Source organism: Curtobacterium sp. MMLR14_006 (assembly GCF_001864985.1).
Taxonomy (GTDB): domain Bacteria; phylum Actinomycetota; class Actinomycetes; order Actinomycetales; family Microbacteriaceae; genus Curtobacterium.
Genome location: NZ_MJGU01000012.1, coordinates 507,412 through 521,801 on the forward strand (window position 1 = coordinate 507,412; position 14,390 = coordinate 521,801).

Annotated in this window: 15 protein-coding genes; 12 read left to right on the forward strand and 3 right to left on the reverse strand. The window is 71.3% G+C overall.

Translation table 11 applies throughout. From position 1 onward, the window contains the following. The first annotated feature begins 148 nt into the window (after nt 1-148). The 9 genes from BIU94_RS05975 to BIU94_RS06015 all read left to right on the forward strand — a co-directional run bounded on the left by BIU94_RS05975 (nt 149) and on the right by BIU94_RS06015 (nt 9,299). Nucleotides 149-916 (forward strand): YebC/PmpR family DNA-binding transcriptional regulator, encoded by a 768-nt coding sequence (locus BIU94_RS05975; RefSeq protein ID WP_071255350.1) that lies wholly within the window; start codon nt 149-151, stop codon nt 914-916. 2 nt (nt 917-918) lie between these two features. After that, nucleotides 919-1,566 carry a crossover junction endodeoxyribonuclease RuvC gene (gene ruvC, locus BIU94_RS05980; RefSeq protein WP_071255353.1) on the forward strand — a complete coding sequence of 216 codons (648 nt, stop codon included), beginning with the start codon at nt 919-921 and terminating at the stop codon, nt 1,564-1,566. After that, nucleotides 1,563-2,180 (forward strand): Holliday junction branch migration protein RuvA, encoded by a 618-nt coding sequence (ruvA, locus tag BIU94_RS05985; protein ID WP_071255356.1) that lies wholly within the window; start codon nt 1,563-1,565, stop codon nt 2,178-2,180. The genes ruvC and ruvA overlap by 4 nt, the downstream gene beginning before the upstream one ends. Next, the gene (ruvB, locus tag BIU94_RS05990) at nt 2,177-3,220 is read left to right on the forward strand and encodes a Holliday junction branch migration DNA helicase RuvB (protein WP_071255359.1); all 1,044 of its coding nucleotides are present in this window, start codon (nt 2,177-2,179) and stop codon (nt 3,218-3,220) included. Before ruvA ends, ruvB begins: the two co-directional genes overlap by 4 nt. Before the next feature lie 90 nt (nt 3,221-3,310). Next, entirely contained in the window at nt 3,311-3,712 is a 402-nt protein-coding gene (yajC, locus tag BIU94_RS05995) for a preprotein translocase subunit YajC (protein WP_071255365.1), read from the forward strand. Nucleotides 3,713-3,802: 90 nt separating this feature from the next. Further along, on the forward strand, nt 3,803-5,554 hold the full coding sequence (gene secD / locus BIU94_RS06000) for a protein translocase subunit SecD (protein ID WP_071255369.1): 1,752 nt from the start codon (nt 3,803-3,805) through the stop codon (nt 5,552-5,554). Beyond that, nucleotides 5,554-6,558 carry a protein translocase subunit SecF gene (secF, locus tag BIU94_RS06005; protein WP_071255373.1) on the forward strand — a complete coding sequence of 335 codons (1,005 nt, stop codon included), beginning with the start codon at nt 5,554-5,556 and terminating at the stop codon, nt 6,556-6,558. The genes secD and secF overlap by 1 nt, the downstream gene beginning before the upstream one ends. Continuing rightward, entirely contained in the window at nt 6,558-6,905 is a 348-nt protein-coding gene (locus tag BIU94_RS06010) for a rhodanese-like domain-containing protein (RefSeq protein ID WP_139195873.1), read from the forward strand. Before secF ends, BIU94_RS06010 begins: the two co-directional genes overlap by 1 nt. A gap of 69 nt (nt 6,906-6,974) precedes the next feature. Continuing rightward, on the forward strand, nt 6,975-9,299 hold the full coding sequence (locus BIU94_RS06015; RefSeq protein WP_254784763.1) for a bifunctional (p)ppGpp synthetase/guanosine-3',5'-bis(diphosphate) 3'-pyrophosphohydrolase: 2,325 nt from the start codon (nt 6,975-6,977) through the stop codon (nt 9,297-9,299). On the opposite strand, the gene BIU94_RS06020 is transcribed toward BIU94_RS06015, so the two are convergent. From BIU94_RS06020 to deoC, 3 genes are all read right to left on the reverse strand, one after another. Further along, entirely contained in the window at nt 9,286-9,837 is a 552-nt protein-coding gene (locus BIU94_RS06020; protein ID WP_175472111.1) for a type IV toxin-antitoxin system AbiEi family antitoxin, read from the reverse strand. The genes BIU94_RS06015 and BIU94_RS06020 overlap by 14 nt on opposite strands. Before the next feature lie 83 nt (nt 9,838-9,920). Continuing rightward, nucleotides 9,921-10,874, reverse strand: a complete 954-nt coding sequence (locus BIU94_RS06025; RefSeq protein WP_071256355.1) for an ROK family protein — start codon at nt 10,872-10,874, stop codon at nt 9,921-9,923. 121 nt (nt 10,875-10,995) lie between these two features. Beyond that, complete coding sequence (gene deoC / locus BIU94_RS06030) at nt 10,996-11,727, reverse strand: deoxyribose-phosphate aldolase (protein WP_083404615.1); 732 nt, start codon at nt 11,725-11,727, stop codon at nt 10,996-10,998. 43 nt (nt 11,728-11,770) lie between these two features. Here deoC and BIU94_RS06035 point away from each other — a divergent pair, with 43 nt between their 5' ends. The 3 genes from BIU94_RS06035 to BIU94_RS06045 are packed head-to-tail and all read left to right on the forward strand — an operon-like array spanning nt 11,771 to nt 14,315. Further along, nucleotides 11,771-13,303, forward strand: coding sequence for an SDR family oxidoreductase (locus tag BIU94_RS06035; RefSeq protein WP_071255380.1), 1,533 nt, complete (start codon nt 11,771-11,773; stop codon nt 13,301-13,303). Further along, complete coding sequence (locus BIU94_RS06040) at nt 13,300-13,884, forward strand: GDSL-type esterase/lipase family protein (RefSeq protein ID WP_071255382.1); 585 nt, start codon at nt 13,300-13,302, stop codon at nt 13,882-13,884. The genes BIU94_RS06035 and BIU94_RS06040 overlap by 4 nt, the downstream gene beginning before the upstream one ends. Continuing rightward, complete coding sequence (locus tag BIU94_RS06045; RefSeq protein WP_083404616.1) at nt 13,884-14,315, forward strand: DUF6804 family protein; 432 nt, start codon at nt 13,884-13,886, stop codon at nt 14,313-14,315. Before BIU94_RS06040 ends, BIU94_RS06045 begins: the two co-directional genes overlap by 1 nt. Nucleotides 14,316-14,390 lie beyond the last annotated feature (75 nt).

A 14,390-nucleotide genomic window follows, 5' to 3' on the forward strand; every position in this document is an offset into this window, starting at 1 on the left:
GTTCCCTGCCGCACCATCGTAGGGCGGTGGACGCGACCGACCGCCGGGTCCGCACCGGCGTGACGGAGCCGCGCCGTGCCTCCAGGCCGGTGGACGGCCCGTGGACCGCTAAAGTGGGCGGCACGTTCCGCAATACGCAAGGAGAACCGTGTCCGGGCATTCCAAGTGGGCAACGACCAAGCACAAGAAGGCGGTCATCGACCAGCGCCGTGCCAAGTCGTTCGCCAAGCTGATCAAGAACATCGAGGTCGCCGCGAAGATGGGCGGTGCCGACATGTCCGGCAACCCGACCCTGGTCGACGCCGTGCAGAAGGCCAAGAAGACCTCGGTCCCCAACGACAACATCGACCGCGCCGTCAAGCGCGGTGCGGGTCTCACGGGCGAGACCATCGAGTACACGACGATCATGTACGAGGGCTACGGCCCGAACGGCGTCGCGATGCTCATCGAGTGCCTCACGGACAACAAGAACCGTGCCGCGGCCGAGGTCCGGACCGCGATGTCCCGCAACGGCGGCACCATGGCCGACCCGGGCAGCGTCGCCTACAACTTCTCGCGCAAGGGCGTCATCTCGGTCACGAAGACCGACGGCCTCGACGAGGACACCGTGATGACCGCGGTGCTGGACGCCGGCGTCGAGGACGTCGTCGACCAGGGCGGCGGCTTCGAGATCATCACCGAGGCGAGCGACCTGGTCGCCGCACGCACCGCCCTGCAGGACGCCGGCATCGACTACGACTCGGCGGACGCCGAGTTCGTCCCCGGCCTCAAGGTCCCGGTCGACGCCGACACCGCCCGCAAGGTGTTCCGCCTGATCGACGCGCTCGAGGACTCCGACGACGTGCAGAACGTCTACTCGAACTTCGACATCCCCGCGGACGTCCAGGCCGAGCTCGACGAGGACGAGGGCGAGTAGCCGTGCTCCGTGTGCTCGGGGTGGACCCCGGGCTCACCCGGTGCGGCGTCGGCGTCGTCGAGGTCGCACCGAATCGGCGCGCACGACTCGTCCACGTGACGGTCGTGCGCACCCCGCCGGACATGCCGCTCGAGCAGCGGCTGCTCCGGATCGCCGACGGCATCGCCGCCGAGATCGACGAGCACCGCCCCGACGCGGTCGCCGTCGAGCGGGTCTTCGCGCAGGCGAACGTCCGCACCGTGATGGGCACCGCCCAGGCGGCCGGGCTCGCGCTGCACGCCGCGGCGGCGCGCGGCCTGCCGGTCGGGCTGCACACCCCGTCCGAGGTCAAGGCCGCCGTCACCGGCTACGGCAACGCCGACAAGCGGCAGGTGCAGACCATGATCGCGCGCGTGCTCGGGCTCGACGAGGCCCCGAAGCCGGCCGACGCCGCCGACGCGCTGGCGCTGGCCGTGTGCCATGCCTGGAGGCTCGGGTCACCGGACGTCGGCGGCTCGCGTCCGACGAACCTCACCCCCGCCCAGCGCGCCTGGCGGGACGCGCAGGCCGGCACCGCCGACACCCCGCTCGCCCGGGCCGCCGCCGCGGCCGCCCGGCCGCAGCGTGGCAGGTCGGCGTCGTCGGTGGGCGGCCCTAGGCTCGGAGCATGATCGCGAGTCTCCGGGGCACCTGCATCGACATCGCCGGCTCGGTCGTGGTGATCGAGGCCGGGGGAGTCGGGTACGCCGTCACGGTGACGCCCGCACACGCGCTGACGATGCGCCACGGTTCCGAGGTGTTCGTCCGCACGGCCATGATCGTGCGCGAGGACGAGCACCTGCTGTTCGGGTTCGCCTCGACCGACGCGCTGCAGGTGTTCGACCTGCTCCGCGGCGTCTCCGGGGTCGGACCGAAGTCGGCGATGGGCGTCCTGGCGCACATGGAACCCGCACAGGTCGCGAACGCCGTCGCGTCCGAGGACGACGGCGCCTTCCGCAAGGTCTCCGGCATCGGCCCGAAGACCGCCAAGCTCATCATCGTCGCGCTCTCCGGCAAGCTCGCCGCCTTCGAGCACGCGCCGACCGCCGCGACCGTGTCCGGCACCGCGCACCCCGCCGCCGTCGACGTCGTCGCCGCCCTGGTCGGTCTCGGCTGGCGCGAGGACGCCGCCCAGCGTGCCGTCGACGACACCGTCGCGACCGAGCCGGGCGTCGCCGCGATGGGCACCCAGGCGCTCCTGCGCGCCGCGCTGGGCGCCCTGCGGCCCGCCGGTGCCGGCCGGTGAGCGGCATCACCGCCGCCGGTGCCGAGTCCCCGGAGGAACTCGCGTTCGAGGGCGCGCTGCGACCGAAGTCGCTCGACGAGTTCGTCGGCCAGCGCAAGGTCCGCGGGCAGCTCGACCTGCTCCTCAAGGCGGCCGCGCTGCAGGACCGCACCCCCGACCACATCCTGATGGCCGGCCCGCCCGGTCTCGGCAAGACGACGCTCGCGATGATCGTCGCGCACGAGTCCGGTCGGCCCCTGCGCATGTCGAGCGGACCCGCCATCCAGCACGCCGGCGACCTCGCCGCCGTGCTCTCCTCGCTCGTGCCCGGCGAGGTCCTGTTCATCGACGAGATCCACCGCATGGCCCGCTCGGCAGAGGAGATGCTCTACCTGGCCATGGAGGACTTCCGCATCGACGTGATGGTCGGCAAGGGAGCCGGCGCGACGAGCATCCCGCTCGACCTCGCGCCGTTCACCCTCGTCGGGGCGACCACCCGCGCCGGCCTGCTGCCGAACCCGCTCCGTGACCGCTTCGGCTTCACCGCCCACCTCGAGTTCTACGAGAAGGACGAACTCGAGCAGGTCCTCATCCGCGCGGCCCACCTGCTCGAACTCGACATCGACCGCACGGCCCTGCGCGAGATCGCCGGGCGCTCCCGCGGCACGCCGCGCATCGCGAACCGACTGCTCCGACGGGTCCGCGACTACGCCCTCGTGCACCGCACCACCGACGGCATGGCCGCGGTGCAGGGCGCACTCGACCTGTACGACGTCGACGAGCTCGGACTCGACCGGCTCGACCGCGCCGTCGTCGAGACGATGCTGACCCGCTTCGACGGCGGGCCCGTCGGGCTGAACACGCTCGCGGTGTCCGTGGGCGAGGAGTCCGAGACGGTCGAGTCGGTCGTCGAGCCCTTCCTCGTCCGCGTCGGTCTCGTCACCCGGACCCCCCGCGGTCGCATCGCCACGCCGCTCGCCTGGCGCCACCTCGGACTGACCCCCGGGCAGGGCGCCGTGGCCACCCCGGCGCTGTTCGACGACCAGGACGCCACGGACTGACAGCGGATCACCGGACCGACACACCGCGTCCAGTGCCGTGCCCTAGACTGCTACGGCCCGAAACCGAAATACCAGAGAAGGCATCGCACCATGGACCAATCCGTCATCCTCATCGTCATCATCGTGGCGTTCGCGGCCTTCATGTTCTACAGCAGCCGCAAGCGCAAGAAGCAGCAGGCCGAGATCGCCGACAAGATGGTCCCCGGTGCCAAGGTCATGCTCTCCTTCGGCCTCTACGGCACCCTGCTCTCCGTCGACGACGAGAAGGTCACCGCCGACGTCGAGATCGCCCCGGGCACCGTCGTGACCGTGCACCGGCAGACGCTGTCCCGCGTGGTCGACGACACCGCGAACGACGTCGTGACCACCGCGACGCCCGAGGCCGAGGCGACGACGCCGGCCGAGCCCGGCGTGGTCGAACTGAACGGCGAGCCGGTCTACGGCGAGCGGGTCGAGGACACCGACCCCACGAAGCGCAAGTCCGACGACTGACGCCCTCGACCGCCGGGTCGACTGACCCGGCGGCCCTCCGACGCCGTCGCACGCTGTGCCGACGGTCCTGACAGAAAGACGAGACGACCGGTGGCACGATCGACACCCGTCAAGAAGGCGCTTCGCTCGCTCACCTGGTTGGTGATCCTGATGGCGATCCTCGCCGGCCTGAACACCGCCGCGTCGGTCCTCGCCGGCTCCTCGAAGGACGACACCGACAAGTGGTACCAGGGTGCGAGCTGGGTCCCCGAGCTGGCGCTCGACCTGCAGGGCGGCACGCAGCTGACCCTGGCGGCGCAGAACACCGAGGGTGGCTCCGTCACGCGGCAGCAGCTCGACCAGGCCGTCGAGATCATCCGACAGCGCATCAACGCGACCGGCGTCTCCGAGTCCCAGATCAACACGCAGGGCACGAACAACATCGTCGTGTCGATCCCGGGCAAGCCGGACCAGGCGACGATCGACCGGATCGAAGCCGCGGCGAAGCTGACGTTCCGCCCGGTCCTGTACACCCAGGCCGCGACGAACTCGTCCGTCGGTGACGCCGGTTCGTCCAGCGCCTCGCCGACGCCGTACTCGCCGCCCGCCTCGCTCGCCGCGACGCCGAGCACGAAGCCGACGAACGCGAGCGACCTCGCCTGGGTCACGCCCAAGCTGCAGGACCTGTACACCAACTACGACTGCTCGGCCCCGGACGACGTCACGACGGCGCCCGACGACGAGCCGCTCGTCACCTGCGACCAGGACGGCGCCGGCAAGTACATCCTCGGTCCGGTCGAGGTCTCCGGTGCGAACATCAGCAACGCGACCTCCGGCCTCGGCACCGACTCGCAGGGCACCTCGACGGGCCAGTGGGTCGTCAACCTGACGTTCGACGGCACCGGCACGAAGGACTTCGGGACGGTCACGAACCGCCTCGTCAAGCTGCAGCAGCCGCAGAACCAGTTCGCGATCGTGCTCGACGGCTCGGTGATCAGCGCGCCGACCACGAACGTCGCGATCCCGAACGGCAAGGCGCAGATCAGCGGCAACTTCACCGCCGACTCCGCGAAGACCCTCGCCGACCAGCTGAAGTACGGCGCGCTGCCGATCAACTTCCAGGTGCAGTCGAACGAGAACATCTCGGCGACCCTCGGCACCGCGCAGCTCGTCGGCGGTCTCGTCGCCGGCCTCATCGGTCTGATCCTCGTGATCATCTACTCGCTCATCCAGTACCGGGCGCTCGCGTTCGTCACCGTCCTGTCGCTCGGCGTCGCCGCCGTGCTGACCTACCTGGTGATCGCCATCATGTCCTGGCGCGTCGACTACCGCCTCTCGCTGGCGGGGGTCGCCGGTCTGATCGTGGCCATCGGCATCACAGCGGACTCGTTCATCGTGTACTTCGAGCGCATCCGCGACGAACTGCGCGACGGACGTGGCCTGGAGAGCGCGGTGGAGGCCGGATGGAAGCGTGCCCTCCGCACGATCCTGGCGTCGGACTCGATCAACTTCCTGGCCGCGGTCGTGCTCTACGTGCTCGCGGTCAGCGACGTGAAGGGCTTCGCGTTCACCCTGCTGCTGACCACCCTGATCGACGTGGTCGTCGTCGTGCTCTTCACGCACCCGATGATGCAGCTCATCGCCCGCAGCCGGTTCTTCGGCGAGGGCCACCGGTTCAGCGGACTCGACCCCGCCGCCCTCGGCGCGGTCTACCGCGGTCGCGCACAGTTCCGCGCGCCCGTCGTGGACGGCAAGCGCCAGCGCAGCGCGGGCGAGGCCCAGCGCCGCCAGACCATCGCGGAGCGGAAGGCCCAGCAGGCCTCCGGGCAGGACGGCACCACGCCGGACGGGAAGGACGACTGATGGCCAGCTTCAGCCAGTTCGGCAGCGACCTCTACACGGGCAAGCGCTCGTACGACATCGTCGGGCGCCGCAAGACGTGGTACCTCATCGCGGTCATCGCGATCGTGGTCTCGCTCGCCGTGCCGTGGCTCCGCGGGGGCTACCAGCTCGGCATCGAGTTCACCGGCGGCTCCGAGTTCACCCTCTCCGACGTCCGGAACACCGACCAGAGCATCGCGACGGACACCGTCGAGGAGATCGTCCCCGAGGGCATCCCGCGCGTCTCGCAGCTCGGCACGCACGGGCTCCGCGTGCAGACCGGTCAGCTGACCGACCGTGAGACCACCGAGGTGCGGGACGCCCTCGCGAAGGCGTACGACGTGCCCGACGAGCAGGTCGCCGCGACGTTCATCGGTGCCACGTGGGGCGCCGACGTGCTCGCCCAGGCCATCCGCGGCCTGGTGATCTTCCTCGCCCTCGCCGCCGTCGTGATGGCGCTGTACTTCCGCACCTGGAAGATGTCGCTCTCCGCGATGGTCGCGCTGCTGCACGACCTGCTCATCACGGCGGGCGTCTACGGCATCGTCGGCCTCGAGGTCACCCCCGCCGCGGTGATCGGCTTCCTGACGATCCTCGGCTACTCGCTGTACGACACCGTCGTGGTGTTCGACAAGGTCCGCGAGAACACGAGCCAGGAATCCCACCGCACCTTCGTGCAGTCGGTGAACCTGGCGGTCAACCAGACCCTGGTGCGCTCGATCAACACCTCGGTCGTCGCGCTGCTGCCCGTCGCGGCGATCCTCTTCATCGGGTCGTACGTGCTCGGCGCCGGCACCCTGCGCGACATCTCGCTCGCCCTGTTCATCGGCATCATCGTCGGCACCTACTCGACGATCTTCATCGCCTCGCCGATGTACGCGCACCTGCGCGAGAACGAGCCGAAGGTGAAGCAGGCCGACGCGAAGAAGACCGCCGCTGCGGAGAAGCGCCAGCGCGAGGTCGACGCGGCGACGGCGGACGTCTGATGCCGATCGACGTGCACGAGATCGACGTCGCCGAGGCGCGTCGCCGCCTCGACGCCGGCGCCCGGCTCTTCGACGTCCGCGAGCAGGGGGAGTGGGACGAGGTGCACGCCGCCGAGGCGACGCTCGTGCCGATGTCCGCCCTGGTCGACCGGTGGCAGGAGATCGACGGCGGCGGCGAGCCGGCCGTCGTCGTGTGCCACTCCGGCGTCCGTTCCGCCCGTGTCGTGGCGGCCCTCGAGCAGTCCGGTGTCCCCGCGGTGAGCCTGGCCGGCGGGATGGTCGCCTGGGAGCAGTCGGGGGAGCCGGTCGTCCGCGACGCCCAGGGCGAACCCCGTCACGAGCACTGACCGGACACGCGTAGTCTTGTCGGATCGAGCTCGGATCGAGCTCTCGGACCGAGTCCTGGGAGGCGCATCATGACGGACACCCGCGAAGAGCCGTCCGCGCCGAGCCGCCCCGGTTCCGCCCCGCGGCCCTCGAGTCCGATCGGGCCGAACACCACCGGCAACCTCGGCTCGCTCCGCTCCCTGCTGCCACGCCTGTTCTCGCGGGCGCAGCCGGCCGGCGCGGTGGACACGCTCATCCGCACGGTCCGGTCGCACCACCCGAAGGCCGACGTCACGCTCATCGAGCGGGCGTACTCGGTGGCCGAGCGTGCCCACGACGGGCAGAAGCGCAAGTCCGGTGAGCCGTACATCACGCACCCCGTCGCCGTCGCCCAGATCCTCGCCGACCTCGGTATCGGCGCGATCACCATCGCCGCCGCGCTGCTGCACGACACGGTCGAGGACACCGACTACCAGCTCGACCAGCTGCGCATCGACTTCGGCGACGAGATCGCGATGCTCGTCGACGGCGTCACGAAGCTCGACAAGGTCAAGTACGGCGACAGCGCCCAGGCCGAGACCGTCCGCAAGATGGTCATCGCGATGTCGAAGGACATCCGCGTGCTCGTCATCAAGCTCGCCGACCGCCTGCACAACGCCCGCACCTGGGGCTTCGTCGAGTCCGCCTCCGCCACGCGCAAGGCGAAGGAGACGCTCGAGATCTACGCGCCCCTCGCGCACCGGCTCGGCATCCAGATGATCAAGCTCGAGCTCGAGGACCTGTCCTTCGCGGTCCTGCACCCGAAGCTCTACGTCGAGATCGACAGCCTGGTGAAGGAACGCCAGCCGAAGCGCGAGCAGTTCGTGCAGACCGTCATCGGCACGCTCAAGAAGGACCTGAAGGCCGCGAAGATCCGCGGCGAGGTCATGGGCCGACCGAAGCAGTACTACTCGATCTACCAGAAGATGATCGTGCGCGGGCGTGAGTTCGAGGAGATCTACGACCTCGTCGGCATCCGGGTGCTCGTGCCGACCGTGCGCGACTGCTACGCGATGCTCGGGTCGGTGCACGCGCGCTGGACCCCGTTGCCCGGCCGCTTCAAGGACTACATCGCGACGCCGAAGTTCAACCTGTACCAGTCGCTGCACACCTCGGTGCTCGGGCCCCAGGGTCGCGCCGTCGAGATCCAGATCCGCACGCACGAGATGCACCAGCGCGCCGAGTTCGGTGTCGCCGCGCACTGGAAGTACAAGCAGCGTGCGGCCGGTCGTGACGTCGGTGCCTCGTCGACGACCGACGACCAGGACATGGCGTGGCTCGCCCACATCACGGACTGGCAGGCCGAGACGAGCGACCCGGGGGAGTTCCTCGACTCGCTCCGCTACGAGATCGGCGCGAAGGAGACGTACGTCTTCACGCCGCAGGGCAAGGTCATCGGCCTGCCGTCCGGCGCCACCCCGGTCGACTTCGCGTACGCCGTGCACACCGAGATCGGCCACCGCACGATGGGCGCGAAGGTGAACGGCCGGCTCGTGCCGCTCGAGAGCCAGCTGTCGAGCGGCGACGTCGTCGAGATCTTCACGTCGAAGAACCCGGACTCCGGCCCGAGCCAGGACTGGCTGCAGTTCGTCCGCAGCCCCCGGGCGCGGAACAAGATCAAGCAGTGGTTCACCAAGGAGCGCCGCGAAGAGGCGATCGAGCACGGCCGCGACGCCATCGCCCGTGCGATGCGCAAGCAGAACCTGCCGCTCCAGCGCCTGATGAGCCAGGACACCATCGCCGAGATCGCGTCGTCGATGCGGTACGAGGACGTCTCCGCCCTGTACGCAGCGATCGGCGAGGGCCACGTGTCCACGCAGTCGGTGATCGAGAAGGTCCTCGGCAGCGTCCAGACCGAGACCGAGACCGACGAGACCGAGCTGTCGTTCCCGCGGCAGGTCACGAGCCGGCAGCTCCGCACCAGCGACAGCGGCGTCCTCGTCCGTGGTGCCCCCGACATCCTGGTGAAGCTCGCGAAGTGCTGCACCCCGGTCCCCGGTGACCAGATCGTCGGGTTCATCACCCGCGGTCAGGGCGTCTCGGTGCACCAGTCGTCCTGCACCAACGTGAAGTCCCTGATGAACGAGCCCGACCGCATGATCGAGGTCGAGTGGGCGCCGTCGTCGAAGTCGGTGTTCCTGGTCCAGATCCAGATCGAGGCCCTCGACCGGTCCGGGCTGCTCAGCGACGTCACCCGGGTGCTGACCGACCACCACGTGAACATCCTGTCCGCGACGGTCTCGACGTCCTCGGACCGCCTGGCCCTCAGCCGCTTCGTGTTCGAGATGGGTGACACGATCCACCTGGACCGCGTGCTCAACGCCGTCCGGCGCATCGACGCCGTCTACGACGTCTACCGGGTCAGCGCCGGCTGAGCAGGTCCCGCAGGCGCCGCTCGGCCTGCCGGGCCATCGGGATCGTCCCGAGGCCGCGCAGCCGCTCGTGGAGCTCCTCCGCGGTCACGGCACCGGTGGCGAGCAGCCCGACGACGGCGTCGGACCGCGGGCCAGACGACGGTCCCGGTGTCCGGAGCAGGTCGAGGGCGGTGCGGACCGGGGTCGTGACCGGGACGCGCTGCTCGCCCACGCGGACCACGTCGTCGTCGTGCAGCGTGACCTCGCGCAGCCGGACGGCCGGACCGGTGGTCAGCCGCACCCGCGGGGAGACGCTGGCGTCCATCGGGTCGGGCGGGCGTGACAGCGCTCCCCAGATCCAGGCCGCCGTCCGTCCCGCGGCGGTGATCCGCGGGTCACGGAGCACCCAGGCAGCCGCCTCGGCCCGCAGTGACGGGTCCTGCGGCGTCGCTGGGGAGGCCCAGCACGGTCCGACCGCGACGAGCTCACCGGCGAGGACAGCACCGCGGAGTTCGGCTTCCGGCCAGTCGTCCGTGGTGACGAGACGGGACCGGGGCACCCCGTCATCCTGCCCGACCAGCACGACGGCGTCCGGCCCCTGTGGAGAGCAGACCGACCGGGCGCAGGGCCTCTCGCCGGCCCTCAGCGCAGGACGTCGGCCCGGTGCACCAGGGCGGCCGCGCCGATGAGCGGGCCGTCCTGCGACAGGGCGGTCGGCACGATCCGCACCTTGGTGACGAACCCGAACTCGACGCGCTCGGCGACGGCCTGGCGGGCGTACTCGAACAGGTCCGGCGTGACGTGCGAGAAGCCGCCGCCGATCGCGACCACCTCGAGGTCGACCAGGCTCGTGGCGGCTGCGATGGCCTGCCCGAGGGCCCGACCGCTCCGGCGCACCGCCGCGACGGCGATCTCGTCGCCGGCGGCGTAGGCGGCCGAGAGCTCCTCGCCGGTCGTGCCGGCGAAGCCCTGCCGGCGCGCCCACGCGACGGTCTTCGGTCCGCTGGCGATCGCCTCGAGGCAGCCGGTGCCGCCGCAGGCGCAGGGGTCGTCGTACCCGCCGCACTCGACGTGGCCGATGTGCCCGGCGTTCCCGGTGGGACCGCTGACGGTGCGGCCGTGCAGGATCAAGCCGCCGCCGACGCCCGTCGAGACGATCATGCCCATCACGTGGTCCGAACCCTGCGCGGCGCCGACCCAGTGCTCGGCGAGCGTGATCGCGAGGCCGTCCATGCGCAGCGTCACCGGGACGCCGGCGGGCACGAGGGCGGCGATGCGGTCGCGGAGCGGGTGACCGCGCCACACCGGCATGTTGAGCGGCGAGACGAGCCCGTGCTCCTCGTCGACCGGGCCGGCGGACCCGATGCCGACACCGACGAGCGTCGCGTCGGCGGGCAGGGTCGCGAGGGCGGCGGTCACGACCTCGTCGACCGCGGCCTGCAGCTCGTCCGACGTCCGCTCCGGGCCCGTCGGGCTGCGGAAGCGGGTGGCCGGCAGCACGACACCCTGGTCGGTGACGAGCGCCGCCTCGACCTTCGTCCCGCCGAGGTCGACGGCGAGGGCCAGGGTGGTGGACAGGGGTGCGGTGCTGGACATGCGCGCTCCGATGCGGCGGTCTGGAGGCCCGGTGCGGCCTGTGGACGCGACGTCGCGTCCGGCGGTCACCGGCCTGGTGCGGGGATGGGTCGGGTCGTCGGGGTCGGGTGCTGTTCGTCGGTCAGTACGACGAGGTGTCGTCGCCGAGCGACGACGCGGCACCGGTCTCGACGCGGTGGGCGACCTCGTCGAGGATGCGGGCGGAGGCGCTCGTGCCGATGCGGTCGGCGCCGGCGTGCACCATCTCGAGCAGGGTGTCGAGGCCGCGGACGCCGCCGGAGGCCTTCACGCCGGTGTCGGCACCGACGGTGCGCCGCATGAGGGCGATGTGCTCGGCCGTCGCGCCGCCGCCGGCGAAGCCGGTCGAGGTCTTCACGAAGGCGGCGCCGGCGGACTGCGCGGCACGCGATGCCGCGACGATCTCGTCGTCGGTGAGGAACGCGGTCTCGAGGATCACCTTGACCACGGTGGAGCCGGCGGCGTCGACGACCGCGCGGACGTCGCGCTCGACGCGCTCCCAGTCGCCGGACTTCGCCGCGCCGATGTCCTGCACCATGTCGAGCTCGAAGGCGCCGTCGGCCAGGGCCTGCAGCGACTCGGCGACCTTCGCCTCGGTCGAGGTGGTGCCGTGCGGGAAGCCGATCACGGTGCCGACGCCGACGCCGGTGCCCTGCAACCGGGTGACGGCGTGGGTGACGTCGCCCGGGCGCACGCACACGCTGAAGACCCGGTACGCGGCGGCTTCGTCGAGCTGGGCGTCCACGTCCGAGCGGGTGAGCTCCGGCTTGAGGATCGCGTGGTCGATGAGGCCGCGGACGGCGTCGGTCGTGACGGGGAAGGCTGCGTTGTCCACCGGGCAATCCTAGCCGTCAGGCACACCGCGTAGCGTGCGGTCCATGCAGGTCCTCGTCACCGGTGCCACCGGCTACATCGGCGGTCGTCTCGTCCCCCGTCTCCTCGAGGCCGGACACGCCGTGCGCGTGTTCGTCCGCAACCCCCGCAAGCTCCAGGACGTCCCGTGGAGCGGTGACGTCGACGTCGCCGAGGGCGACCTGCAGGACGCTGAGGCGGTGCGCGCCGCCGTCGACGGTGTCGAGGCCGTCTACTACCTCGCCCACGCGATGGGCGCCGACGGCGACTTCGAGGCCGCCGAGCGCGAGGCCGCCGAGACGATGGCGCACGAGGCGAAGGCCGCCGGCGTCAGCCGCTTCGTCTACCTCGGCGGGCTGCACCCGGACGGCGAACTGTCGAAGCACCTGCGCAGCCGCAAGGAGGTCGGTGACATCCTGCTCGGCTCCGGCGTCCCGACGGTGGCGTACCAGGCCGGCGTCGTCATCGGCTCCGGCAGCACCTCGTTCGAGATGATCCGACACCTCACCGACGTCCTGCCCTGGATGCCGGCACCGCGCTGGGTCCGCAACCGGATCCAACCGATCGCCGTCCGCGACGTCCTCTACTACCTGGTCGCGGCACTCGACGTGCCCGCCGACACCAACCGCACCTTCGACATCGGCGGCCCCGACGTGCTCCGGTACGGCCAGATGCTCAACGGCTACGCGGTCGAGGCGAAGCTGCCGCAGCGCCCGATCACGGTGCTGCCGGTGCTCACCCCGCGCCTCGCCGCGCACTGGTTCAACGCGGTGACGCCGATCCCGCGCAAGCTCGCGACACCGATCATCGAGTCGCTGCAGTTCGAGTGCGTCCAGCGCGAGCACGACATCGACGATGTCGTGCCGCAGCCCGAGGGCGGGCTCACCTCGTACCGCGGGGCCGTGCGCCTGGCGCTCAACAAGATGCGGTCGGGCCAGGTCGAGACGAGCTGGCGGAGCGCGACGCTCTCGAGCGCCTCGGCCGACCCGATGCCGAGCGACCCCGACTGGGCGGGTCACACCGTCTACGTCGACGACCGGAAGCGGCACTCGAACGCATCGGCGGCCGACGTCTGGCGCGTCGTCGAGTCCATCGGCGGCGAGAACGGCTGGTACTCGTTCCCGCTCGCCTGGGTGGCGCGCGGCTGGATGGACAAGGTCGCCGGCGGCGTCGGCCTGAGCCGTGGTCGACGCGACCAGCAGCGGCTCGAGCAGGGCGACGCGCTCGACTGGTGGCGCGTCGAACGCCTCGAGCGCGGGCACTACCTGCGGCTCCGCGCCGAGTTCAAGTCGCCGGGGCGCGCCTGGCTCGAGATGACCGTCACCCCGACGCCGGACGGCGGCAGCGACTACCACCAGCGGGCGATCTACTTCCCGCAGGGGCTCGCCGGGCGCCTGTACTGGTACGGCATCCTGCCCTTCCACGGCATCATCTTCCCGGGCATGGTCGAGCGCATCACGGCGGCCGCCGAGCGGGAGTCCGACAACACCGAGTCGACGCAGCGCAACCGGACCCAGCACAATGGGACCCCTGAGCCGGCGCACGAGGAGGCAGCATGACCGACGACCGCAGCCCCGTCCTCTTCCTGGGGGACAGCATCACCGAACAGGGCGCGTGGGACACGTGGCTCCCCGACGAGCACACCCTGAACCAGGGGATCGGCGGCGACACGACCGACGGGGTGCTCGGACGCCTCGACGCCGTCGTCGCCGAGCAGCCCGAGGTGATCGTGCTGCTCATCGGCACGAACGACTTCGGCAACCACCGGGCGAGCGCCGAGCACGTCGTCCGCAACGTCGAGACGATCCTCGTCACCCTGCGCCGCGAACTCCCCGGTGTGCGGCTGCTGCTCGTGTCGATCCTGCCCCGCCAGGCGGAGCACGCGGCGAAGATCGAGCAGGCGAACCGGCACCTCCGGCAGTTCGTCGCCACGTGCCACGCGCAGTACCTCGACGCGTGGCCGGCGCTGGCCGACGGCGACCGGCTCGACGAACGCTTCACCGACGACGGCCTGCACCTGACCGACGAGGGCTACCGCGCGTACGTGGCCGAACTCGTCCCCGCGCTCGAACGGGTCCGCGGCCTGCCGCCGATGTCCCGCTCGATCCAGGCGATCGACCTCGGCGAGGACGCGGACTGATGGCCGCACGGAAGGGGCGGCCCCCGGTGGGGTCGTCCCAGACCGGCGTGCCCACCCGGGCCGCCCCGGCGGCACGCACCACGCCCGCCCGCGAGACGCCGGGGTTCACCCGCCCTGCGCTCGCACCGTCGATGATCGCCGCCGTCGTGCTGCTGGCGTGCGTCGCGATCGTCGACTCGTCGGGCTTCGTCTTCGCCCGGTGGGGCGTGACCGTCCTCGCGCTCATCGTGCTCGTGTTCGCCGTCCGCGGGCGGACCTGGTTGGCCGCCGTGCTCATGGCGGCCGTCGCGGTCTGCTGGAACCCGTTGGTCACCGTGCCGATCCACGGCGAGGTCTGGGCGGCGCTGCAGCTCGTGGCGGCCGCGCTCTTCGTGGTGGTCGGCCTCGTCGTGAAGGTGCCCCGCGAAGCGGACGCACCACGGGCCTCCTGACCGTCGCACCGCCGCGTGCGGCACCGGGGTCCGCCGGACGGTAGGATCGGTCAGTCGGGTGCAGGACCCGGCACC

Excerpts from the sequence above, each read along its gene's own strand:
- ruvA (WP_071255356.1), top strand. The coding sequence starts at position 1,563 with ATGATCGCGAGTCTCCGGGGCACCTGCATCGACATCGCCGGCTCGGTC.
- yajC (WP_071255365.1), top strand. The coding sequence starts at position 3,311 with ATGGACCAATCCGTCATCCTCATCGTCATCATCGTGGCGTTCGCGGCC.
- secF (WP_071255373.1), top strand. The coding sequence starts at position 5,554 with ATGGCCAGCTTCAGCCAGTTCGGCAGCGACCTCTACACGGGCAAGCGC.
- BIU94_RS06010 (WP_139195873.1), top strand. The coding sequence starts at position 6,558 with ATGCCGATCGACGTGCACGAGATCGACGTCGCCGAGGCGCGTCGCCGC.
- BIU94_RS06015 (WP_254784763.1), top strand. The coding sequence starts at position 6,975 with ATGACGGACACCCGCGAAGAGCCGTCCGCGCCGAGCCGCCCCGGTTCC.
- BIU94_RS06025 (WP_071256355.1), bottom strand. The coding sequence starts at position 10,874 with ATGTCCAGCACCGCACCCCTGTCCACCACCCTGGCCCTCGCCGTCGAC.
- BIU94_RS06035 (WP_071255380.1), top strand. The coding sequence starts at position 11,771 with ATGCAGGTCCTCGTCACCGGTGCCACCGGCTACATCGGCGGTCGTCTC.
- BIU94_RS06040 (WP_071255382.1), top strand. The coding sequence starts at position 13,300 with ATGACCGACGACCGCAGCCCCGTCCTCTTCCTGGGGGACAGCATCACC.
- BIU94_RS06045 (WP_083404616.1), top strand. The coding sequence starts at position 13,884 with ATGGCCGCACGGAAGGGGCGGCCCCCGGTGGGGTCGTCCCAGACCGGC.